20 protein-coding genes and 1 pseudogene are annotated in these 21750 nt (G+C 58.1%); 2 read left to right on the top strand and 19 right to left on the bottom strand.

What is annotated here, in order from left to right:
• Positions 1 to 70 precede the first annotated feature (70 nt).
• The 8 genes and pseudogenes from aroE to VHE58_04830 form a co-directional block, all read right to left on the bottom strand.
• Entirely contained in the window at positions 71 to 907 is an 837-nt protein-coding gene (gene aroE, locus VHE58_04865) for a shikimate dehydrogenase (protein ID HVS26612.1), read from the bottom strand.
• Positions 908 to 913: 6 nt separating this feature from the next.
• On the bottom strand, positions 914 to 1774 hold the full coding sequence (locus VHE58_04860) for a TonB family protein (GenBank protein HVS26611.1): 861 nt from the start codon (positions 1772 to 1774) through the stop codon (positions 914 to 916).
• A 767-nt stretch (positions 1775 to 2541) separates the two neighbouring features.
• A complete protein-coding gene (locus tag VHE58_04855) occupies positions 2542 to 4389 on the bottom strand; it encodes a ribonuclease catalytic domain-containing protein (protein ID HVS26610.1) in 1848 nt (615 codons plus the stop codon).
• A 70-nt stretch (positions 4390 to 4459) separates the two neighbouring features.
• On the bottom strand, positions 4460 to 5032 hold the full coding sequence (locus VHE58_04850) for a YqiA/YcfP family alpha/beta fold hydrolase (GenBank protein ID HVS26609.1): 573 nt from the start codon (positions 5030 to 5032) through the stop codon (positions 4460 to 4462).
• Between the two features lie 183 nt (positions 5033 to 5215).
• Positions 5216 to 6604: a UDP-N-acetylmuramate:L-alanyl-gamma-D-glutamyl-meso-diaminopimelate ligase gene (mpl, locus tag VHE58_04845; protein HVS26608.1), complete on the bottom strand. Its 1389-nt coding sequence runs from the start codon at positions 6602 to 6604 to the stop codon at positions 5216 to 5218.
• Positions 6605 to 6653: 49 nt separating this feature from the next.
• A pseudogene (locus tag VHE58_04840) lies at positions 6654 to 6755 on the bottom strand (competence protein ComA).
• Positions 6756 to 6782: 27 nt separating this feature from the next.
• The gene (locus VHE58_04835; protein ID HVS26607.1) at positions 6783 to 7697 is read right to left on the bottom strand and encodes a DUF1259 domain-containing protein; all 915 of its coding nucleotides are present in this window, start codon (positions 7695 to 7697) and stop codon (positions 6783 to 6785) included.
• A 170-nt stretch (positions 7698 to 7867) separates the two neighbouring features.
• Positions 7868 to 8743, bottom strand: coding sequence for a polysaccharide deacetylase family protein (locus VHE58_04830; protein HVS26606.1), 876 nt, complete (start codon positions 8741 to 8743; stop codon positions 7868 to 7870).
• A gap of 98 nt (positions 8744 to 8841) precedes the next feature.
• Between VHE58_04830 and VHE58_04825 the strand changes: the two genes are divergently transcribed.
• Positions 8842 to 10188, top strand: a complete 1347-nt coding sequence (locus tag VHE58_04825) for an NAD(P)/FAD-dependent oxidoreductase (GenBank protein ID HVS26605.1) — start codon at positions 8842 to 8844, stop codon at positions 10186 to 10188.
• Entirely contained in the window at positions 10185 to 11216 is a 1032-nt protein-coding gene (locus VHE58_04820; GenBank protein ID HVS26604.1) for a hypothetical protein, read from the top strand. Before VHE58_04825 ends, VHE58_04820 begins: the two co-directional genes overlap by 4 nt.
• Here VHE58_04820 and VHE58_04815 read toward each other — a convergent pair.
• From VHE58_04815 to VHE58_04765, 11 genes are all read right to left on the bottom strand, one after another.
• On the bottom strand, positions 11213 to 11992 hold the full coding sequence (locus tag VHE58_04815; GenBank protein ID HVS26603.1) for a glycosyltransferase family 2 protein: 780 nt from the start codon (positions 11990 to 11992) through the stop codon (positions 11213 to 11215). The genes VHE58_04820 and VHE58_04815 overlap by 4 nt on opposite strands.
• Positions 11989 to 12426 carry a 3-hydroxylacyl-ACP dehydratase gene (locus VHE58_04810; protein HVS26602.1) on the bottom strand — a complete coding sequence of 146 codons (438 nt, stop codon included), beginning with the start codon at positions 12424 to 12426 and terminating at the stop codon, positions 11989 to 11991. The genes VHE58_04815 and VHE58_04810 overlap by 4 nt, the downstream gene beginning before the upstream one ends.
• Complete coding sequence (locus tag VHE58_04805; protein ID HVS26601.1) at positions 12423 to 13208, bottom strand: beta-ketoacyl synthase chain length factor; 786 nt, start codon at positions 13206 to 13208, stop codon at positions 12423 to 12425. The genes VHE58_04810 and VHE58_04805 overlap by 4 nt, the downstream gene beginning before the upstream one ends.
• On the bottom strand, positions 13205 to 14386 hold the full coding sequence (locus VHE58_04800; GenBank protein ID HVS26600.1) for a beta-ketoacyl-[acyl-carrier-protein] synthase family protein: 1182 nt from the start codon (positions 14384 to 14386) through the stop codon (positions 13205 to 13207). Before VHE58_04800 ends, VHE58_04805 begins: the two co-directional genes overlap by 4 nt.
• A 31-nt stretch (positions 14387 to 14417) precedes the next feature.
• Positions 14418 to 16724: an MMPL family transporter gene (locus VHE58_04795; GenBank protein ID HVS26599.1), complete on the bottom strand. Its 2307-nt coding sequence runs from the start codon at positions 16722 to 16724 to the stop codon at positions 14418 to 14420.
• Positions 16721 to 17290: a LolA-related protein gene (locus VHE58_04790; GenBank protein HVS26598.1), complete on the bottom strand. Its 570-nt coding sequence runs from the start codon at positions 17288 to 17290 to the stop codon at positions 16721 to 16723. The genes VHE58_04795 and VHE58_04790 overlap by 4 nt, the downstream gene beginning before the upstream one ends.
• A gap of 3 nt (positions 17291 to 17293) precedes the next feature.
• Positions 17294 to 18502, bottom strand: a complete 1209-nt coding sequence (locus VHE58_04785; GenBank protein HVS26597.1) for an acyl-CoA synthetase — start codon at positions 18500 to 18502, stop codon at positions 17294 to 17296.
• The gene (locus VHE58_04780) at positions 18502 to 19848 is read right to left on the bottom strand and encodes an AMP-binding protein (GenBank protein ID HVS26596.1); all 1347 of its coding nucleotides are present in this window, start codon (positions 19846 to 19848) and stop codon (positions 18502 to 18504) included. The genes VHE58_04785 and VHE58_04780 overlap by 1 nt, the downstream gene beginning before the upstream one ends.
• A gap of 10 nt (positions 19849 to 19858) precedes the next feature.
• Complete coding sequence (locus VHE58_04775; GenBank protein ID HVS26595.1) at positions 19859 to 20431, bottom strand: hypothetical protein; 573 nt, start codon at positions 20429 to 20431, stop codon at positions 19859 to 19861.
• 46 nt (positions 20432 to 20477) lie between these two features.
• Complete coding sequence (locus tag VHE58_04770) at positions 20478 to 20744, bottom strand: phosphopantetheine-binding protein (protein ID HVS26594.1); 267 nt, start codon at positions 20742 to 20744, stop codon at positions 20478 to 20480.
• Between the two features lie 414 nt (positions 20745 to 21158).
• Entirely contained in the window at positions 21159 to 21548 is a 390-nt protein-coding gene (locus VHE58_04765; protein ID HVS26593.1) for a hypothetical protein, read from the bottom strand.
• Between the last annotated feature and the right edge of the window lie 202 nt (positions 21549 to 21750).

Genomic DNA, 21750 nt, shown 5'->3' with positions numbered 1-21750 from the left:
GAGTAAGGGGTATGGAGTAAAAGTGCAGGAAGAACAAAGTCTGGTTCTTAAACCCCTTACCCCTCACCCCTTACTCCTTACCTTTAAGTTTGGCGATGACCGGACGGGTATCGGGGCGCACGCCGCGCCAGAAATAAAACGACTCCGCCGCCTGCTCCACCAGCATGCCCAAGCCGTCGGCAAGCCTGGCGGCGCCTTGTGCCTGTGCAAACCGCAGGAAAGGAGTGAGCCCCCCGCCATACATCAGGTCGTAGGCGAGCGCGTTGGATGCGAAAAGTTTTTCAGGCAGCGGCGGTAGTTCGCCGCTCAAGCTGCTGGAAGTGGCGTTAATGACAATATCGAACTTGTTTTCAGCAAGATTAGAATAGGGGCTGCTTGTGATGCTGTGCAACGAAAAGCTTGCGTGCTGCTGAACTTTGGCTACCATTTGGTTGGCCTTTTCCAAAGTACGGTTGGCAATTACCAAGATTTCTGGCTTCTCGTATAACAAAGGCGTCATTACGCCGTGCGCGGCCCCGCCCGCACCCATCAGCAAGACGCGTTTACCCGTAATGGGAAAACCGAGATTATTCTGGATATCACGCAGCAAACCCGCGCCATCGGTATTGTCGCCGATAATTTTATTGTCACGGAAGTCCAGCGTATTGACCGCCTCTGCGTCAATTGCGCGATTCGTGATGTCAGTTGCGAGATATTTCCAAGCTTGCTCCTTGAACGGCACGGTGACATTCATGCCCTTGCCGCCGGCGTGCAGGAAATCCAGCACCGTGCTCACGAAATTTTCGGTGGTGGCGAGGATGGCAGTATAGACAATATCCTGCCCGGTTTGCCGCGCGAACTCGGTATGTATCATGGGTGATTTGCTGTGGGAAATGGGGTTGCCGATGACGGCGTAGCGGTCAGTCATAGGGAATCACTCCCCCACCAACTGATCGCTGTGAGTGAAGGTCCAGGTGCGGGTGATGCTTAGGATATCCACTTTCTTGCGCATTTCCTCGGGAAACGGCGCAAACGGACTCGACAGCTCGACGATGCGGATGGCCGCGGCATCCAGGATTTTATTGCCGGAAGGGCGGTTGATTTCCACGTTTTCCACCGTGCCGTCGGCCTTGATGGACACGGTGAGCACGAGGCTGCCGTAAATTTTCTGGCGCCTCGCCGCGTCCGGGTAATTGAGATTGCCGACGCGCTCTACCTTGATGCGCCAGTCGTCCACATAGCGGGTAAACGCATATTCCCGGGTGCGCGCGCCAATGAACATGCGCCGCGGCTGCTGCTGGTATTCTTCGCGCTCCCTGGCGATTTCCGCTTCCAGCCGCACCGCTTCCAGGCTCCTTTGCATCAGATCCATGGCGCTGGGGCTTTCCACCTTCTGCTGCTTGGGCTGGGGCTTGCTTTCCATCTGCTCGAGTTTTTTGGCAGACTGGACTTGCGTCAACAGCTTCTGTGACTGCGCTTCAAGCTCTTTCAACCGGCGCTGCGCTTGCACGAGCTGGTCGGGGACCTCCTGCTTTTTCTTCAGCACCGGCAGCAGGCTTTTGGCGCGGCGCTTCTGATCGACATTGCCGCCGCCATCGAGGTTGGCCTGTGCCAGCGCATCCGGCTGCAGCGGCTTGGAAACGGTCTTGCTGTTCACCAGCACCACTTCCAGCGGCAGGCCGTCATGGCTGCGCTTGGGCGCCTCGGGAAACGTGAAGGTGACGCCGAGCAGTAAAATCGAATGCAGGGTGAAGGAGAGAAACATCGCCACTTGCAGGCGCGTGGCAACGTCCATCAGAGTAATCTTATTGCTTAGTGATACGGCCGCGTGTTTCAGCGATGTGATATCGAAACGCACCTAGGGAACCTCTGATTGAGTCCAGCATGGGCGGCGACGGTTGGGTTAAGGGCGGCAGGCGCGAAGCGAAGAGCGCCGTTTGGTTAAGGAACCTCTGAATAAGTCCTTCGTGAGCCGCGTTGCTGGCGGAATCGGGATGATCACGCGAAGCGCGACGAAGGTCGTAGCCGGGACTACGAAGCCGAGGAGCGCGACAAAGCGAGCGCCCGATTCCGCCGCAACCCTCACGGGACGGGGCTTGGCGGGCGGTCTGCGGTGTCAGACTCCTCGCGAAGGGGAGCGACCCTTCGCGTCGTCGCCTTTCTTGCATCCCATCCCGCCAAGCCGTCGTCGTGGTCACGCGGGACTTGTTCAGAGGTTCCTTAATGCCAAACCAGAGACGAGCGACAAAGCATGACGCCCTTAACGCCCCGTCCCTCCGGGTTGCGGAAAAAAGCGGCGTGCGCGGCGTGCTCGCCGGAGCGTGGAGCCTCGGCACGTGCGACCGCGAAGGCGAGCGGTTGGCCCGCTTCACTGCACAGCTTCGCAGGTGCGACGCTATGCGGGCCCTCCTCGGCGTCGTAGTCCGGGCTACGACCTGCGTCGCGCGCCTTGCGCTCATCCGCTTTTTGCTCGCAACGCGCCTCATGTAGGATTCAATCAGAGATTCCTTACCCCGGGCGACAGATGCAGATGCTGCATTGTAAGCAACAAAATGTGTCCTGTCACTGCGTTTCCAGCATCCTTTTATAATGGCAGGCAAAGCTTAGCTCAAGAAAATCTATAGCCGAAATTTCCACTTCGACCCGGCTGCCGGTAGGCAGCTCGGGCAGCGAAGGCACCCGGCAAAAAAGCGGCAGCCGATCGATTTTCACCAGATTTTCCCGCACCACCGTAGCGGGAGTGAGGCCCGCGGCTTCCTGGATTATCCAGCGCAGGCACCAATAGCGTTCCATGGTGCGCTGGAAGTTGGCATACGTTTCATAGGCCAGCTCAAAATCGCGCATGGCAATCAAAAGCCGCTCGCTGTTTCTGGCATAAGGCGGCGGTTCTCCCTTGAGCCCGGCAACCAGCTGGCGTTGATTGATGAGATCCACATAGCGCCGCAGCGGCGAGCTCGCCCACAGGTATTGCTCCACGCCCAAACCCTGGTGCTCGCCCGGTGCGGTGCTCATTTTCACCTTGCCGTTGTACTGTGTGCGATAAATCGCGGCTATGCCCTTTTCGGCCAGCAGCTTGCCCCAGGCGCTGTTCACATAAATCATCAGCTCGGAGACCAGCTTGTCGATGGGTGTCCCGCGCTTGCGATCGGTGATTGTGACCCGGCCGTTCTCAATGGTGAAGTGGTAATCCGCGGGCGGCGGCGCCGTTTCGTTCTGGCCCCGCGATTTTTGCAAGCTTTCGGCAAACTGCCACAGCAGTTTCAGCTCGCTCCCGAAGGGAAAGCCGGTCTCGCCTGCGGCGAGCGCAGCCTCATTGAATTTTCGCTCCAGTTCTGCGTGCCGTAAATTCGCCGCGATGGGCACGCGCTCAACCCGGGTTTCCGATGAAACGGCGGTAAAATCTTCCGGTAGCACGTCCAGATAAAGCGACAGCGCCGGGCAGGACCGCCCTCCGGCCAGAGTAAAACGCTCAATCACCGCTTCCGGCAGCATGGTAATTTTGCCTTCCGGCATATACACCGTGGAAAGCCGTCGCGCCGCAATTGCATCAAGCTTTGATCCCGGCGCCAACCCCAAAGCCGGCGCCGCGATGTGCACGCCGATGCGCCAATTGCCGTTTTTGAGGCGTTTTACCGAAAACGCGTCGTCGATTTCCGTGGTGGCCGCATCGTCGATGCTGAATGCGGTAACTTCGGCAAGCGGCAGCGCCTGCGGCTCGATGATTTCGCCGATGTCGCCGAAACCGGCGCCTTCGGGAAAATACTCGAACAGGAAGCGCTGGATGTGGTAATCGTGCGATGACGAAATGGCGCCGCATTTTTCGATAAGCTGCGCATGAGTAAGATGCGTCGCCGCACTCGCCGCTTCCAGCGCCTTGTACTCGATACCGGCCCGATCCGGGTGGTAGAGCAGCTTGGGGAGCATAGTACCGAATTCCGCCGGCAGCTTGAACGCCGTTAACTGCTCCACATACGCGACCTGCTGCGCGGCCTGCTTGCGTTTTTTCTCGATGCTGGCCAAGGCCGCTTTAAGCGCGTCCGGCGCCGCCGCCTGGTAGCGGCCGCGGCCTTTCCTGTAAAAATACATGGGCGAGCCGTGCAAACGCATGAGCAGGGCGGCAGACTCGATTGGACCGGGTGGGCGACCGAAGTATTCGCGCGCCAAAGTATCGTAGCCAAACTCCGCCTCGCCGCAGCAGGACCACAGAAAATCCACATCGATGTCGTCCACCGCCTGCTGCGCGCGTTCCATGAAGCCGTTTAACCCGGGCTGCTCAAAACGGAACAACAACGCCGCCGCCTTGATTTTGCTGCGCTTGCCGTGCGCGGCCTCGACCTGCAGCGTGGTTCCGTTATCGGCAAGGATGGCGCCCACCCTGAAAGCGCCGTCTTCTTCGTAAAAAACGTTCATGGAAATCACGCAGGCAAGCGCCGCAAAACAGGAATTGGAATTCTGAAATTATACTCCAGGAGCGCAGGAATTATTTTCCGGCAAACTCCAGGATTAGGGGAATATGGTCGGAGAAATTCTGAAAACCGTGGTCGCCGCCTTCAATTACCACCTGCTTTGCGCCCCGGTATTTCTCCACGGCATGGCGGTAATCAAGCATCTCGTCGCCGGTCTGCACCAGCAAAAGGTAGCGCTCGGGCCGGGTGATGGCGGCGATGTTGGATTGCTCAAGTTCCCTGAGATGCTGTGGCGTGAACTGGTATTCCCCGCCGGTGTAAAGATTCTTCTGCGGCCCGAGGGCAGGCGCAAGCAAAAGGTGCGGGTTCACCGCGGGATTCACCACTACTGCCCGCAGAGCATGTTTTTCCGCAAGCCAGGTTGCATAGTGCCCGCCCAGTGAGCTGCCTATCAGGGTAATTGTTTTGGGATCGCGGCGGCGGATTTCCGATTCCAGCTTGGCTATTGCCCGGCTGGGCCAATGCGGCAGATCGGACGCCAGAAATTCATCGGCATATCCGCGGTCTTGCAGGTATTCGCGTAGCAGCCGCGCTTTCACCGAGGCCGATGAGCTGTTGAAGCCGTGGATATAGACGATTGTTCCCATCCGCAAGCTGGAGCTGAGACGTTGAGGGGCCGATAGGACTATTGGGCGATTTCGGTCGGGCGCAACAAAAAACAAAACTACACGAGAAATGAGTATTCGGTCGTCAGACGAGGCGCGCGCGAATTTGCGCAGCACGGCATACAGAAAAGTATGTAAGCAAGCAAATTTTCGCGCAACGAAGTATCACGGCCGGAGACGAAGTTTGTCGAGTAGTTTTTCGTGAATGCCGCCGAAACTGCCATTGCTCATGATAAGCACATGGTCACCGGGGCGGACCGTCTCCGCGATCGAGATCAACAGCTTTTGCAAGTCGTTGCAAGTTTGAGCCCGCGTTCCCAGCGGTTTGAGGACGGCGGCGGCATCCCAGCCGAGATTCGCCGTATAGCAGAACACCCGGTCCGCGGCGGCGAAGCTTGCCGCGAGCTCTTCTTTCATCAGTCCCATTCTCATGGTATTGGAGCGCGGTTCCAGCACCGCAATAATGCGCGCGCCGTTTACTTTTTCGCGCAGGCCTTCGAGCGTGGTGCGAATCGCGGTGGGATGGTGGGCAAAATCATCGTAAACGGTAATCCCGTTTACCACCCCTTTTACCTCCATGCGCCGCTTCACGTTGTGGAATTTTTCCAGCGCCGCGATACCGGTGGCCACCTTCACACCGGCGTGACGCGCAGCGAGCAGCGCCGCAAGCGCATTGAGACGGTTGTGTTCGCCCAGAAGCCGCCACTTCAGCGTGCCCACCGCCCTGCTTTTTTCGCACACGGCAAAGCTTTCGTCAGCGCCTTTTGCCTGCCAGCCCTGGTCTATGCCAAAGTATTCCACCGGCGTCCAGCAGCCGCGCGAAAGCACGCGCTTGAGATTTTGGTCGCGGCCGTTGGCGACAATCAAGCCGTTCGCGGGAAGCATGCGCACCAGATGGTGGAACTGGGTTTCGATGGCGGCAAGATCAGGGAAGATATCGGCGTGGTCGAATTCCAGATTGTTCAGCACCGTGGTGCATGAACGGTAATGCACGAATTTCGAGCGCTTGTCGAAGAAAGCGGTGTCGTATTCGTCCGCTTCAATTACAAAAAAGGGGGATCCTCCCTCACTCCCGCCCTCGGCAGAGGGATGGGGGGTGAAGGATGACAGCCGCGCGGAAATGCCGAAATTCTCCGGCACGCCGCCGATGAGAAAGCCCGGATCAAGTCCGGCATCTTCCAGAATCCAGGCCAGCATGGAAGCGGTGGTGGTCTTGCCGTGGGTGCCGGCCACCGCCAATACCCATTTGCCGCACAGCACATTCTCCGCCAGCCACTGCGGGCCGGAAATATAGGGAAGCCCGCGATTCAGGATTTCCTCCACCAGCGGATTGCCGCGGGTAATCACATTGCCGATCACGAACACATCGGGCTTAAGGCTGATTTGCCCGACAGCATAACCCTCCGTGAGTGCAATGCCTTGGGCTTGAAGCTGGGTGCTCATCGGCGGGTAGACATTGGCGTCGCAGCCGGTGACTTCGTGTCCCGCCTGCTTGGCAAGCATGGCAAGGCCGCCCATGAAGGTGCCGCAGATGCCGAGAATATGGATGTGCATGGAAAAACGCCGCCGCCGTCAGCAGAAGTGCAGTATAGTCGCTGGCGCCTTACCACAGTATCATTTGCGTGCAGCGGAACAACGCAATGGTCTTGCCCGAAGCGGGGTCTTCCACCCTAGCGTCTCAAACTGGGGTGGTGCGACCGCAGTGCCCCTTGCGATTAAATCGCGCATGAATTTAATGAACGCGGTTTGCGCCGCGGCCGAGCTGATCAAGCGCCGATTTAAATCCTTCCGCAAGTTTCACGGCCTGCCCCTGGCCCCAGTAATGCAGGAAAATCACCATCGGCTGCGAGCCGGTCATGTGGTGATGGATCGCCACCACATCCAGCTCGTGCGCGCGCAGCGCGCGCAGCACCGGCGTCACTTCGTTTTCCAGCATCGCCACCTCTCCCGTGATTACTGCCCGCTCGTCGCTGCCGTAAAACACCGCCCAGGTGTTGAGTCCCATGCGCGAATTGATGCGCGCGCCCATTTCGTTGACCTTCAGGTCGTCGCGACCGACGGTGATTTTATAAACTTGGCCGTTTTGCTCGCCGGCATGGCCAATGATGCGCGACAACGCAGCGGTATCCAAAGACTCTTTAGCGAAATCAACGCTTTTTTCCGACTGTGAGGCGCCGGCCGCGTCGTTGCCGATTAAATCCAGCGCGGGCTTTACTTTTTTCGCCAGTTCCATCGCTTTGCCATGGCCTTGCACGCGCATGCAGAAAATGCGCGGCTCTTCCCAGAAAAAATGGTTATGCAATGCGGTGACTTCGAGCCCATTATCCAGTAAGGCCGACATCACCGGATTGACTTCGTCCTGCAAAAGCACGAGATCGCCCATCATCACGTCAAGGCCGTTTTTGCCTTTCGTCATCGCCAGCCAGCCGTCAAAACCGAACGTCGTCGGCGTGTCTACGCCGTCCACGTTCACTTGCAGATCGTTGCGCGGAATGCCCACCTTGAAAACGTGATCCTTGTAGTCGCCCTTTTTGTCGAGGTAGGCAAGCACCTGCCGATAATCCGGTGGCAACCCCGCCGCTAACAAACCCGGCGGCAAAAACTGCATTGCGGCAAGCAGGACACCCATGACTATCCGATTTCGCATGATTTTCTCCCCGGCTGGATTTAATTCAACTTGAGTTTTCGCTAATTCATCAATTCCTTCGCGCGCGGAAGCTGATGATAAGATTCGAGTAGTTGGGCTCTCTCCTGGTCAAACGCACGATGCGGCAAGGCCAACCCCAATCTCTATTTTCTCGTACACAGTTGTGAATTTCACTTGGCGGTGATAAGCGGTGGCACAGTCCGGTACCGCGCGGCCTCCACAATTTCTTCGGTCTGATCAAAAAAAGGCTTCGCGGCCAGGGGCAAGCCGATGTCGACCGCTTGTTCCACCAGTATGTGCAGATACTCGGTAAAGTGCCAGGCGGTATAGGTGTTCACATCGTGAAACGTCACCACCACCGGAACCACGCCATGCACCACTGGCAGCTGGCGCAGGCCTACCTCCTCGTAAACCCGGTTGAGTTCGGAACGGATATGACTGCGCCGGCGCAAACTGACGTTAAAAACATGGATGACCCCGTCCCTTGCGTTGACGTCTGATAACAACATCTTGAGGCCTTGACTTCGGTAAAGTTCCTGGGTTTCGGCATCAAACAGAAAACCCGGAGGACGGACAAATTCCGGATTGCTGCCGGTGATATGCCTGATATCGTCTATGCCGTTGATGAGCGACTGGTTGAGCTGCTCATTTTCCATCCTCACATGCTTTACATGCCCGGCCGGCTCGGCGCTGTGCAGTCCCAACACTTGGCCCTGTGCGTAGGTAATGCGCATGATGTTTTTGCCGGCCTCGGAGCCCCCTCCGTTACTGTTGCGCGTCTGCACGAAGAAAATCCCCTTGATGCCGTTTTGCACGTCGTTGCGCGCCAACTGCTCAAGAATCGCAAGCGTGGGATTATAATCGGTGCGTATGCTTGGGCCATCGTCGAATGTGAGCAGAAAACGCACTTTTACCGCAAGCGGCGCGGGGGACGCTGCGGGGCGCAACGACTGACAGCCGCCACCCAGCAACAGACCGGCCAGCAGCAAAAGCCGCATGCCCGAGATTGCCAAATTTTTGATTGTACGTTTATGCAGCGCAGCCATTATCTTTGTATAATTCGTTTATGAACGTGATTTCAAACAAGAACCCCTTTACCCAACTTACTCGCGCCGGCAGGCATTAGGAACAAGGCAGACATTTTATGCCCAGTAACAGCGAGTTAGAAAGAAGCATTTGTGATGTTCTGGTTATCGGCGGCGGGCCCGCCGGCTCAACCACCGCCGCCTTGCTCGCGGAAAAAGGCTGGCAAGTGGTGGTGCTGGAAAAAGACCTGCATCCGCGTTTCCACATCGGGGAATCGCTGCTTCCCGCCAATGTTCCCCTGTTTGAGCGGCTGGGTGTCAAGGAAGCGATAGAGAGAATCGGCCTGCTCAAATACGGGGCGCAATTCGTCTCCAGTTACCACGGCAAGAGTGAAACCTTTTATTTCACCGAAGCAGTGGATAAAAGTATTCCCTTTTCCTACCAGGTGCGCCGCTCGGAGTTTGACCATATCCTGCTGAAAAACTGCGCGGCCAAAGGCGCAGCAGTATATGAACAGACACGAGTAAGCCATATTCAATTTCACAGAAAACAAAATTCCCTCGTCACCGCAGTGGATGCAAACGGGGTCTTGCATAACTGGGAAACACGCTTCGTCATCGACGCGTCGGGCAGGGACACTTTTCTCGCCGGTTTTTTTGGAATCAAGCAGAGCAACCCGAAACATAAAAGCGCCGCGCTATACGCGCACTTCGAGGGCGCCGAATGCCTTCCGGGAAAGGATGCCGGCAACATCAGCGTGTTGTGGTTCGATCACGGCTGGTTCTGGATGATCCCGTTGAAGGACGGCGCCATGAGTGTGGGCGCCGTATGCTGGCTATACTACCTCAAGTCGCGCAAAACCGATGTGCAGACCTTTTTCATGGACACCATCGCGCTGTGCCCGGGTGTGCAGGCGCGCCTGCGGAACACCAGGCTGATTTCGCCGGTCACCGCCACCGGTAATTATTCGTACCAGGCGAAATGCATGGCCGGGGAAAAATTTATCATGGTGGGTGATGCATTTGCCTTCGTCGATCCGATGTTCTCCTCCGGAGTGATGCTCGCGATGAACAGCGCTTTCCTCGGCGCCGAGGTGGTGCACGACTGCCTCACGAACAGCCGCCTCTCGCGCCGGCGGCTACGCCAGTACGACCGCACCGTGCGGCACGGCCTGAAGATGTTTTCCTGGTTTATCTACCGCGTCACCTCCCCGGCGATGCGCTACATGTTCATGAACCCGGCAAACATTTTCGGCACGAAAGAGGGCCTCATTTCGCTGCTTGCGGGAGATATTTTCGGACGCACGGTGATTTACCGGAAAATTTTCATGTTCAAGCTGTTTTATTATCTCTTCAGCATCCGCATGTGGAGAGAGTGCTACGCGGCCTATAAAGTGCGCAAAGAAAATATCAGGCCTGCCGCCTTGAGCCCGAACGAATCCCCTGCAAGGGAAAGCGCCGCATGAAGCAACGGCAGGCACGCGCGCTGCCCGCGCCAAAGACCCCGCTGTCGGCAGTTTATGTGCCGGCTTCACGGCTCCTTGATTTCCTGCAATCGTCGCGCCCTGTCTTGGGAATGGTGGCTTACGCTGAACCCCCCGCTATTCCAATGGACGTCGAATTTCCGCTGGTAGTGGTTAATTTGCCCATCCTCGGGCCCGAGCCACTGGTGGAAGTGTGGACCAGCCCGGCACCCATTTTCTGCGGAAGAGAACACGGCATTGCTTATTCACGAAACAATTTAGTGCTTTTTGGTGCGGTTGAAATCAAGCAATCCGACCAGATTTGGCTTGATCGAGACACCCACCAGGCCATTTCACGCACGCTGGGTTTTATAAAAAATCAAGGCTATCCGCATCTGCTGAGAATCTGGAATTATTTTCCGGGAATCAACGCCAAGGACAATGAAATCGACCGCTATCAGCTGTTCTGTTTGGGGCGCCATCAGGCTTTTTTCGAGCACGGCAGCCTGTCCACTCATGAACTCCCCGCCGCCAGCGCCTTGGGAACCGCAACCGGCAGCCTGTGGATTTATTTCCTGGCTTCAAAAGCCCCCGCAACCCAGCGTGAAAATCCAAGACAGACCAGCGCTTACCGCTACCCTCGTCAATACGGGCCGCACAGCCCGTCCTTTGCGCGGGCTACGCTGGCGCGTTGGGAAACAGAAAATCATCTCTACATCTCCGGCACCGCCAGCATTGTTGGCCATCTCTCTCTGCACCCGGGGGACGTGCAGCAACAAATGGCGGAGACCCTTGCTAATATCAACGCGCTGATTGAACACACGGCCCGCGAAGAAGACATCAATATGAATCCTGGAAATATTGCGCTGCTTAAAGTCTATATCCGGCAGGCGCGGCATTTCCCGCTAATCAGGAAAATGCTGGAAAGTTCGCTGGGCACGGGGCTGTCGGTTTTATATTTGCAGGCGGATATTTGCCGCCGCGACCTGCTGCTTGAAATCGAAGGGGTGTGCATTGCTCCCGTCGGTTAGCCGCGCTTAAATCCCGAAGGGATGGGTTCGGTTGTGGCATTCCGGCGCAGGCTTCTGATGAGCCCCGGCAAGTACAGGCCGCGCGACAAAAGCTTCCAAGCCACCATGCGCACGATGCGCATGGTGTCGGTTACCTCGCGGAAGTGGCTGGGACGGGCATGACTGGTGTAAACCGCCTTGATCGGCACCGCTATGCTGTTTAAGCCCATGCGTCCGGCTTCGATCAATATCTCGCTCTCGAACACGAAGCTTGCCGCTTTGTCATGAGTAATGGTGCTGCCGCGAAGCAACCGCGCCGGGTAAATGCGGAAGCCGGACTGACTATCGGCAATTGGGCAGCCGGCGGCCCAGGCAATCCCGAAATCGGCAAAACGGTTCGCGTAATAGCGCGCGGTCGGAATTTTGTGTTTATCACCCAGGCGCGAGCCGATGATCACGGCGTCGGGCTGGCGCTGGAATTCGTCAATCAGACGCGGAATCTCTTCCGGCTCATGCTGGCCGTCGCCGTCCAGTGTGATGATCGCCTCGGCCCCTGCATCAAGCGCGTGCTGCATTCCCCGCCACAGGGTGGCCGCCTTGCCCGAATTTTCATTGTTGGATAACAGCGTGACCGGCAGCCCGACAAGGGCCGCGACGGTGTCATCAGTCGAGCCGTCGTCCACGACAATGACGCAGGGAATCTGCCACAACGCGCGGCTTGCCACGTCGCGGATGGTTGCGGCTTCGTTGTAAGCCGGTATCACCACAGCAAAACGCGAAAGCTCAATCGGGCTCATGACCGTTCTATAGTAAATGCCGCTGCCAGGCGGCCGCGCAGCAATTCGCGGTCTCCCGCCGAAATGCTGAATTGATACAACGCTTTCTCCCCTTCCGCGGCTATTTTCTCGGCGCGGATAGTCAACTCGCCCGGAATATCATCAAGCCTTTGCGCGAGCAGCACCACATCGCGCACGCCGGCCAGTAATCCATGCTTGCCGCTGGTTTCCGTGAGGCTGGCGTGCAGCGCCATCGCCTGGGCGGCGTATTCGATCCCGCATACGGCCGGCAGCGAATTGCCATGGCGCAGGGGATTGTTCCTGTCCCGATGGCTCACGGCACTGCAAATAATATGCGTTTCATTCCAACCCAGCGCTTGATCAAGCAGGCACATCAGGCCCTGATGCGGAATTCGCGTGCGGATCGCCTCGTGTGACAAAGTCCCGGTGTTCATCGGCTGCACTTTACTACGACATCGCTGCGGCTGAGGTATCCAAGCCGCACCGTCCCGTCTTGCTGCCGCGCCAGGTTTTGCAACAAGGGCAGCGCCCGCGCCGCCGGATTGCTGCTTAAACCGTCAAAGATTTCCGGCAGGGCGATCGGCGCAGCGCCGTTCTCTACGGAGATTTCCCATAAGCTGAGCCTGGCCGGAGTGGGGTCGGCCACCAGCAAAAAAGCGCAAGCAAAAGCCTGTGACACCGCCCGCACTTGATGAAGCGGTTGTGGAAACGGCAAATCGTAAGCGACCAGCAGCACCGGAACACGTTCGACCACGACTTGAGTTGCCGCCTCCAGCAAGCCGACTGCGAAGGAATCATCGAAAGCGCACAGGCTGTTTGACGGCAATTTGGAGCCGGTGGCAATGCTCCAGTATCCGGCTGCGGCGTTATGCACCGAATTGTGAAAACGGGTAGGCGACACGTCGTGCTCGGGTCGCGCCAGGGCTTCGCAGATTTGATGCAGGGTCTGCCCGTCACCGTCGCTGGAAGCAAACACCGTCGCCGCGCCATTGGGCGGCAGGCTGCTTTGGTTCATCGCCTCCTGCGCGACGGTTACGGCAAGGCGCACGCTATCCGAGCTGCGGCGGCGCTCCGCCGCCGGCAGGATTTCGGGTGTTACCCGCGGCAGGGGCGCGGCGCGATAAGGCGCCTGACCCGCGAGAATGGCGCGGCTTGCCTGCCAGCCGTTAAGCCCGGGTGCGAGAACGCTCACGCCTTGTACGTATACCTTGATCATGCGACCCTGCCGAAAACCAGGCTGCAGTTGTTTCCGCCGAAGCCGAACGAGTTGGACAACACCCGCCCGAGGGTGCGGTTCTCATTGCGTTTTACGATGCGGCTTTTGAGTTGCGGGTCCGGGGTTTCCAGATTGAGCGTCCCCGGAATGAAGCCATGCTCAATACAAAGGATGGAAATAATCGCTTCGGTAATGCCGGCCGCGCCCAGCGTATGCCCGGTCCAGCCCTTGGTGGAACTGCAAGGTGTGTTGTCGCCAAAGAGTTGGCAAACCGCCTGGTCTTCGACGCTGTCGTTGGCCGGTGTTGCGGTGCCGTGCAGATTGATGTAATCGATATCGGCTGAAGTCAGACCGGCACAGTCGAGCGCCTTGTGCATGGACAGCCGCGCGCCTTCTCCTTGCGGATGAGGAGTGGACATATGGTAGGCGTCGCTGCTTTCGCCGTAACCGAGCAGCGCGATATTCGCTTCCCCGTGCCGCTCCAGGAGCGCAAAACCGGCCGCCTCGCCGATGGAGATGCCGTTGCGCGCCGCGTCACACGGCCGGCAGGGCTGGTCCGACAAAAGCTCCAGGGAAGCGAATCCATGCAAAGTGGTGAGGCACAAACTGTCCACTCCGCCCACCACCGCCGCGTCGCACAACCCGGCTTCGATGAAACGGTAGGCGCTGGCAAACACTTTGGCGCTGGAGGAACAAGCGGTCGAAATCACTTCCGCTGGCCCTTGCAGATGCAAATAGCGCCGCACAAAATCCGCGACCGAAAACAAGTTGTGGCTGCCCTGGTAATTGAGGCCTGCGGGGAGCGTGCCATTGACGGGGTTGCGCTTGCGGTAGGCGAGCTCGGTTTCCAGAATGCCGGAGGTGCTGGTGCCGATCAGCACGGCGATTCGCTCCGCGCCGTATTTTTCCCGGGCTTGCGTCACCGCCGGTTCAAAACCATCCTGGCGCAAACCGAGCTGGGCGAGGCGGTTATTGCGGCAATCAAACCCGGCCAGTCCCGTTACGACAGGCTGCCGTTCCAAACCGTCAACGCGGCCGATCCAGGTGTTGATCTCCGCGTGTTCAAAATCGTTCGGGCGCAGGCCGGTGCGCGCTTCACGCAAGGCTTTGAGCGTGGCGGCGGCACCCAGGCCGAGCGGATTGGCCGCGGCAAAATGTGTGACGAGTAAAGGCTGCAATGGCGCTCCTGCCTCTAAAAAACTTAGAAAATTATAACAGGCCGTGGGAAATTCGACTCCGCGCCCACACGGCGGAGATCAGCAGAGAAAACACCGCGCCCAGGCTCACTGTCAACCCTATCGCGTGCAATACCGGTGTTTGCGAAAACGCCAGGCAGCCAAATGCGCTCAAAGTGGTAAGGCTGCAAACAATAAGCGCCAAATGCGTGCGTTGCCGATCTTCCGCGCCGCCCGCTTCGCGGTTGAAGAACAGCGCATAATTGAGCCCGATGCCCAGCACCAGCAACAGTGAAACCAGGTGGAAGAGATTAAGTCGCTCGCCCACAACCAGCAGCGATGCCAGGGTGACACCCAGTGCGGCGAGCACGGGTTTAAGTACCCGCCAGATTCGACTGGGCTGGCGCAAACCCCAGGCCAGCACCAGCGTGATCGCAAGCATGCCCAAACCGGTCAAACGTAGCGATTCGTTGCGGTAGCCGTTGATCAGGCGATTGGATTCGGCTTTCAAATCGAGAAGAGTTACGTCGCGGCTTTCGATTGGTGCAAACTGTTGAGCGAGCCCGGTCGGGTCTTCCACGCCGCGCAATGGCAGCAGCGCTACCCACTCGCTGCCGCTCCGGAAAAGCAGCGAATTCACTTTCAAGGCAAAGGCCGTGCCTTGCAAATCGCGCTCTTGCATCAGCGGCGCCAGCCTTGCCGCTTCCACATCGTTAAGGAAGGGCGCGAACAAGCCTTCGCGGAAAGGCAGCCCGCGCAAAGCTTCGCTCAAGTTTTTCCGCAAGGTTATGTTGTCCGGTAGCGCCGCCCGACGCTCAGCCTGTTTTTTTTGGCTGGGCAGGTACCGGAACGCGCCCTCGAAGCCGGAAATAAACTTCCGCGCCGCCAACCCATGCAATGTCTGCGCAACCGCTTCGCTTCTTTGCAAAACCTGTTCGCGTTCCCGGCCCGTCACCACGACCAGATGCCGCACATCGGGCGCGCCAAGCTCGTTGCGCAATTCCTTGTCCAGCTGTTTTGCCGCTTCCGGTATCGGATTGAGATTGGCAAGATCGTCGTCCCATAACGTTTCGCGGCGCGCGATGAGGATTACGCAAGCGGCAATCAACGCTACGCCCACGCCTCTCGCCGACATCGGCGAAGCCGATAGCCAACTCAACCCTGCCACAGGTTTAAGCTGACGCGGTGCAAAACCCTCTGGCGCAAGCAGCGGCAGGATCCAGCGTGTCACGGCGCCCGCGACCAACACCCCGGTCATGGAGAGCAGGCCCAGTTGCGATAGCCCGTTGAAACTGGAAAGCAGCATGGTCAGTCCGCCGAACACCGTGGTCAGCACCGCCAGGCGCAGGGTCGGCCAGATGCGCTTTAAAGTGTCGGCGACCCGTTCTCCTTTCGCCACGTGGGTGAATAGATAACTGGGGTAATCAACCGCTTCCCCGATCAGCGTCGCCGCAAAACCCAACGTGATGCCGTGCACCATGCCGAAAACCACACCCACCACGGCGATGCCGGCAAGCAGCCCGCTGACCACCGGCAGCAGGCCCAAAGCCAGAACCGTGAAAGAACGGTAGACGCTGAACAGAATCGCGAATACCAGCACCGCGGCAATCAGTGTCAGCCGCCAGGAGTCGCGCTCGATGATGGCTCGCGATTCCGCGGTGAATACGCCCGGCCCCGTCAACAACAAATGCATGTCCGCCAAGGGGCGCGCAGCAGTAAAAGCGCGGCTCGCCGCCGCCGCGACCCGGCCTTGCGCCTCTACATCAAAGCCCGCTGCCTTGGTTTCCGCAATCAGCAGCGCGCGCTTTCCATCGTGTGAAAACCAGGCGCCGTAGCGCTCTTCCGGGCCGCCGCCAAACGACGTCATCAGGCGCGATAACTCGCCGCTGGGATCTTGCGCCAATACCAGCTTGACGAACGCACCGGCAGGCGATGCGAGCAGCTCGAGATCGTTTTGCAGCGCCTCACGCAGGGCCGGGACACTAAAATGATCGGGGGTAACCGCGGGGCTCAACAAGTAGCGGTGGCGAAGCAGCAGTTCGCGCTCATTGGCGATTGACTGCGCTTCACCGTTGTTGGCGTAGTTGAAAAGGCCAGTGTCGCGCAATCCCTGCACCATTTTGCGGCTGACTTCGGCCAGCGCGCGCGGGTCGTTGCCTTCCACCGCCACCAGCATGAGCCGGGCGGCAACACCGCTCTTCAATTGCTCCACCAGCAATTGCTGGCTGCGCGTGGCGGAGGAGGGCAAAAAAGCGGTGAGATCGGTGACCACTGGAGTGCGCAGCACCAGCCAGGCGCAGACGCCGAGGAATGACAACCACAGGAGCAAACGCGGCTTCAAAATTCGTTTCTGCTGATGGCCATCACCGACCGGTCGCCGCCGGTTTCAAGAATTTCCACGCTTTGGATGCAATTTTCCGCGCCGCCGATTTTTATCGTTTGCACATAACGCGCCATCTGCGCGTCAAGCGGCTCCAGAGTAAGCCGCCACTCCTGCCTGCCGCCTTCGAGCGCGATGCGGTAGAAGCGTTGAAGTAACGCCAAATCGCCGGCCAGTGTGGCGCGGATGCTCTCGACAAAAGCCCATGCGATCGGATAGTTTTGTAGCGCCAGGCTACGCCTCTCGCCTTTTTTTTCTATCATTAGGACATCCCCGTCCGCCGTCATCCGCTCCTCATAGGGAGCCAGGACCTGTTTCTCTATGAATCCAGGACGGCTATAGGCGAGCGTTCCCGATGAGGTGAGCGGCGCGGTCAATATTGCCAAGTGTTTTTCTTCGGTGAAGCGGGCGCGCGACGACTCCACTTGCGCCATGCTCTGCATCAATTGCGGCAAATCCCAATCCGCCTGGCCGGCGCTTGCCGCTTGGGATAGAAACAAGATAAAAATAAACAGCGGTCTATACATACATTAATTGTTGCGCCAGAAATCGTAAAAATTGAACCAATTATACGGCGCCTGCCGGCAGTAGTATTCGAGCCGGTTGACATAGCGCTCTACCCATTCCCGCAGTTCTTCCGAACGCCGCGACGGATCCAGCGTAATTCGCTGCGCAAATGCCTCGAAATTAATGTCGTAACGCCTGCCGCCGCGGTAAAAACCAAAAAACAACACGACCGGAACTTCTAGGAGGGCGGCCATGAGCAACGGCCCCTCGGGAAACCGCGCCTCTTCCCCGAGAAAGCGGCAGGACACAGCCTTGTCGCTCTGAAACGTGCGGTCGCCGAGCACGCCGACGATTTCGCCGCGCTCGAGACATTCTTTCACCTGCAGCAAAGTTTGCGGCTTGCCCAGGGGAATGATGCGTTCCGGAATTTCCGTATGCAGGCCGTGCACCGCGCGGTTTATCTTGCTGGCGTTTTCCATGTGCATCAGAATATTGATCGGGAGTTTTTTCTCCAACGTCCCGTACGCGCGCAGGATTTCGAAACTGCCAAGGTGCGAGCCCAGCAAAACGCAGCCCGCACCGCGTTCCAGCGCGCACTCCAGTGAATCGAGCCCGTGCACTTGCACGTCGAAATAGCCGTGTTGTCCCGACAGCAAATACACCCGGTCGTGTATGGTGGAAGCAAAAGTGTGGTAGTGCCTGAACAGGTCGCGCCAACCGGTCTTTCGTCCGAGCACGCGGCTCAGGTACAAACGCGAAGCCCGTCTTGCATGCAGGGAAAAAACAATAAAGTACGCGCATATAGGGTAGAGGAATATCCGCGCGGCGTTACGGCCAAGCTTCAGCGTCAGCCAAATCAGCAGCCGCATGGCAGTGAGGCTGCCGCGCTCCCGCTGCGCAAGCCAGGCCTCACTCACTGTTTTTCCCGCCCGAGAACGCAGGTAACGCAAGCTGCCGCTTGCGATTCGGGTCTCGCCGCGGGTGATGACAAACCGAATCAGGCTGTCACCCGCCATTTCCAGGCTTACGTCAAATTTTTCGCCGGGGTGGAGGACCGCGCTGAACTTGGTTGCGGGCACCGCCACAATTTTTATGCCCGGCCCAAAGCCCTGCTCTGCCGCGTGCATGACCCGGCTTAACAGCACCGCGCCCGGAACCACCGGATTGCCCGGAAAATGTCCCGTCAGCGCCGGATGAGCGGGGGTAATCTCGTCGCTCCAGGTATAACGCATCAAGTTTTCCCGAATGGGCCTGCAGGCGACAACTCGGCGGCGAGCCTGCGCAGGTTTTCACGCGGCAGCTTGCCGGTGGCGTTGCGCGGCAGGGTTTTCACCAGGTACAGCGGGCGCGGCAAAAAAACCGGGTCAATGCGCTTGCGCAGCTCGGCGAGAATCGTCTCAGCGTTTAATCCCGGCGCCACGGCAAAAGCAACCAGGCGTTCGGCTACGGCACCGGCTTCATCCGGGATGAAAAATATTCCGTCCATCACGCCCGCTACCCGGTTAAGCTCGGCATTGAGCGCCTCGAGCGAAGCACGCTTTCCTCCAATTTTCACCAAATCGGCGAGGCGGCCGTGGAGGCTGAATTCCTGCTCGCTGTGGATGCTGATGTGGTCGGCAAGCCGTGACGGTTGCGGGATGTGCCCGCCTTCGACCCAGGCTTCCTCGCCTTTCCCGTAAACCCGCACGCCTTCCAGCGTACGCCAATTCTCCAGCGAAGCGGCATGACGCAGCGCCACGATGCCGGCTTCGGTGCAACCATATACGTCATGCACCCGGGTTTGCCACAGGGTTTCCACTTGTTGGGCCAAGTCGGGCGCTAACGGCATGGTCGCCGAAAGCACGCCGGCAAGGCCGCCGAGTTTCAACCTTTCGGCGATGCACGCGCGCAAATGCAAGGGGGTGGTCATGAGCCAGCGCGGGGACGGGATTTGTTCCAGCGCCGACCGGATGTCCGCTGGCAGCAACGGCCGCCCGTAGTGCATCATCGCGCCCCATTGCAGCGGCAACAGGACGGTGGTTTCCATGCCGTACAAATGTTGCGGCGGAATGGTTCCCAAAATACTCGATCCGGGCAACAAACCTATCCGTTCGCCCACTGCCTGCGCCACTTTGACCAGCGAAGCCCAGTTTTTCACGTGCGGCGTGGGACTGCCGGTACTGCCCGAAGTGAAAACAATTATGGCGACCTGCGCGGCGGCTATATGCGGGACAGGCAAAGTTTTTGAAGTGCAATTGTCATTCGCCTGCACCGGGAAAACATCAAGCCCTTCCGGTACGTCGTCGTGATCTGCAAGGCAATACGCGTCGGGATAATCCTCGCCGAGCCTGCGCAATACGTCTTCCGCGCGGCTCGGCGGCAACAGGCTCACCTGGCCCGCTTGCAGGGCGGCGGCAAAGCCCAGCAGGAAATGATAACGGTCTTCGCACAGGTTCAATACATGGCGCTTTTGCGGCAGATGCACCATAAGTTGCGCAACCTCGCTCATGAAACGCGCGATACTAATAGGTTTGCCCTGGTGGCAGGCAATGATACTTTCCGGTCCGTGCCCGGCAAGCAAGGGATAGGTCTCGGTCATTGGAAATAGGCTAAGATTTAAGGCGCGCTGCGCCCTTGTCCCAGATGCTGCGGATAACCTGAAAAGGCGGGGCGTGATGATAATGCCGGTAGCGAATGCGCCGGTAAACAAATTCCCCGAAGAACAGAAACCCCACCAGCAGATAATTAACCAGGTTGCTAAACAATGACCAGACCGTCAGTGGAGCAAAAGCCGCGAGCAGGATGGAAAGCAGGGCCATCAGGGCGAAAAACACGGTCCAAATCCAGGTAAGCCGCCGCGTATACTGGGCAAGCTCGGCAGGCAGTTCCCCACGCTCCAGCCGCGCAATCCGGCTGATGACGGGTTCGCGGCCCTCGCGCAGACTCATTCCAAAAAACCCGCACCCAAGCACATTGATGATAACCGGCGGGCAGAAGAGCAGGATTCCGGGGTCAACTGGGACCAGCAGCAGCAGGGGCAAAACCGCCGCAACCAGCCATTTGCTTCTCCCCGGCAGCAATGCCGCGGCAACCAGGATCAGTAACACCAGCATGCCGATGCCGAGCGCAAAGTTTTGATAGATTACCGCGTAATGCGTGACAGCCGGATAGAAGCAAAGCATGATGACCCATACCCATATGCGTAGCGGCAGCGCGGAACCGGTCGGCTTATTTGGTGCAGTTTTGTCCAATGTGGGCCGAAAGGGAGCGCGATGAGGCAAAAATACGCCGATTGCCGGCGTCGTCCGAGCGCAGCTGGAAACCGTATTTTTTGGAGACCGCCAGCGCGATCTCCAGCATGTCTATGGAATCAAGGCCGAGGCCCTCGCCAAACAAGGGGGCATCCGGATCAATTTGCTCCGCGGTGATTTCCAGGTTCAGCGCATCCACGATGAGTTGCGCCACTTCTCTTTCCAGGTCCTGTATTTTTTCCATTCTCCTCGGTTCCCGCACCCGACCATTGCTGCGGCGGATTGTCCTTAAAACGCGACTTAATCATTTTAACTGCCGCTGGTTAAACCCTACAAGGCGCGCACTAATATCAACAGGCTGATTTTCTGCTTCTACCGTCGTTTTGGAAACCGCGAACAGCCAAGCGCAAAGCCGGCCTAAAACACGTAGGATATGGGCAAGACATACTGCCGTTGCTGGCTGGAGCCCCGATAATCAGGCAAGGTAAGCGCCACAGCCCCCGCCTCTGCTTCCCCACAACGGCAACTGCTCTGACTGCGCTAGCACGGGTAAGCAAAGTGTATAAATCGCCGATGCACGCCTAACTATAATACTTTTTCACTAAACAACCCGCACCCCTGGGCACCGGCCAAGGGCAGGCTGGCCGTGATGCGGGAATTAAAGCGTGCCCAGCTGGGCGCGAATTCCCTTATCGAGATTCTGAATCCAGCCGTTGTAGTTCGGATGGATTCTGCTGCCGTCGTAATTCAGATGCACGCTGTCTTTGTAATTGATGCTGTAGCTCTGGGTGTCGTAGCTGATGTTCACAACCGCAACATGACTGCGCAGCTTTAGCGTGCCGACGATATTGCCCAGGCTCACCGTCTCCATTTGCCAGCCCAGGGTCGCGCCCGCGGCGGTGATGGCTTTGCCTGCCTGATCCAGTGATATTTTTTGGCCGCTGCCGGTTTGCAGCGGCGCATTGGCGATATTCAATACCGGTGTTGCGCATGCCGCCACTAACAGGATACCTGCGGCAATAATCAGTCCTAACTTGATGTTTTTCATGATTTTCCCCTTTAGCTTGTCAGTCTAAACACGGGACAAAAGTTTTATACGCAGCCACCTCTAAAATTGCATAGCGCATTCGCCACGCTTAATGAATTATATGGAGAACCGGTACGGTGTCAACGATGACGGCACCTTGCTTATATCAACCACAAATCAGCAAGCTGGTGCAACGCGCAAAGGCCGTCGGCGTCGCCATTAA

It is taken from the genome of Burkholderiales bacterium (assembly GCA_035543335.1).
In the GTDB taxonomy this organism is placed as follows: Bacteria; Pseudomonadota; Gammaproteobacteria; order Burkholderiales; family JAHFRG01; genus JAHFRG01.
The sequence above is the reverse complement of the archived record's forward strand: the minus strand, read 5'-3'. Positions and strand labels throughout refer to the sequence as shown.

What these genes read in the sequence shown, in the direction of transcription:
- aroE (HVS26612.1), bottom strand. Translation starts at nt 907, where the DNA reads ATGACTGACCGCTACGCCGTCATCGGCAACCCCATTTCCCACAGCAAA.
- VHE58_04860 (HVS26611.1), bottom strand. Translation starts at nt 1,774, where the DNA reads ATGGACGTTGCCACGCGCCTGCAAGTGGCGATGTTTCTCTCCTTCACC.
- VHE58_04855 (HVS26610.1), bottom strand. Translation starts at nt 4,389, where the DNA reads ATGAACGTTTTTTACGAAGAAGACGGCGCTTTCAGGGTGGGCGCCATC.
- VHE58_04850 (HVS26609.1), bottom strand. Translation starts at nt 5,032, where the DNA reads ATGGGAACAATCGTCTATATCCACGGCTTCAACAGCTCATCGGCCTCG.
- mpl (HVS26608.1), bottom strand. Translation starts at nt 6,604, where the DNA reads ATGCACATCCATATTCTCGGCATCTGCGGCACCTTCATGGGCGGCCTT.
- VHE58_04835 (HVS26607.1), bottom strand. Translation starts at nt 7,697, where the DNA reads ATGCGAAATCGGATAGTCATGGGTGTCCTGCTTGCCGCAATGCAGTTT.
- VHE58_04830 (HVS26606.1), bottom strand. Translation starts at nt 8,743, where the DNA reads ATGGCTGCGCTGCATAAACGTACAATCAAAAATTTGGCAATCTCGGGC.
- VHE58_04825 (HVS26605.1), top strand. Translation starts at nt 8,842, where the DNA reads ATGCCCAGTAACAGCGAGTTAGAAAGAAGCATTTGTGATGTTCTGGTT.
- VHE58_04820 (HVS26604.1), top strand. Translation starts at nt 10,185, where the DNA reads ATGAAGCAACGGCAGGCACGCGCGCTGCCCGCGCCAAAGACCCCGCTG.
- VHE58_04815 (HVS26603.1), bottom strand. Translation starts at nt 11,992, where the DNA reads ATGAGCCCGATTGAGCTTTCGCGTTTTGCTGTGGTGATACCGGCTTAC.
- VHE58_04810 (HVS26602.1), bottom strand. Translation starts at nt 12,426, where the DNA reads ATGAACACCGGGACTTTGTCACACGAGGCGATCCGCACGCGAATTCCG.
- VHE58_04805 (HVS26601.1), bottom strand. Translation starts at nt 13,208, where the DNA reads ATGATCAAGGTATACGTACAAGGCGTGAGCGTTCTCGCACCCGGGCTT.
- VHE58_04790 (HVS26598.1), bottom strand. Translation starts at nt 17,290, where the DNA reads ATGTATAGACCGCTGTTTATTTTTATCTTGTTTCTATCCCAAGCGGCA.
- VHE58_04785 (HVS26597.1), bottom strand. Translation starts at nt 18,502, where the DNA reads ATGCGTTATACCTGGAGCGACGAGATTACCCCCGCTCATCCGGCGCTG.
- VHE58_04780 (HVS26596.1), bottom strand. Translation starts at nt 19,848, where the DNA reads ATGACCGAGACCTATCCCTTGCTTGCCGGGCACGGACCGGAAAGTATC.
- VHE58_04775 (HVS26595.1), bottom strand. Translation starts at nt 20,431, where the DNA reads ATGCTTTGCTTCTATCCGGCTGTCACGCATTACGCGGTAATCTATCAA.
- VHE58_04770 (HVS26594.1), bottom strand. Translation starts at nt 20,744, where the DNA reads ATGGAAAAAATACAGGACCTGGAAAGAGAAGTGGCGCAACTCATCGTG.
- VHE58_04765 (HVS26593.1), bottom strand. Translation starts at nt 21,548, where the DNA reads ATGAAAAACATCAAGTTAGGACTGATTATTGCCGCAGGTATCCTGTTA.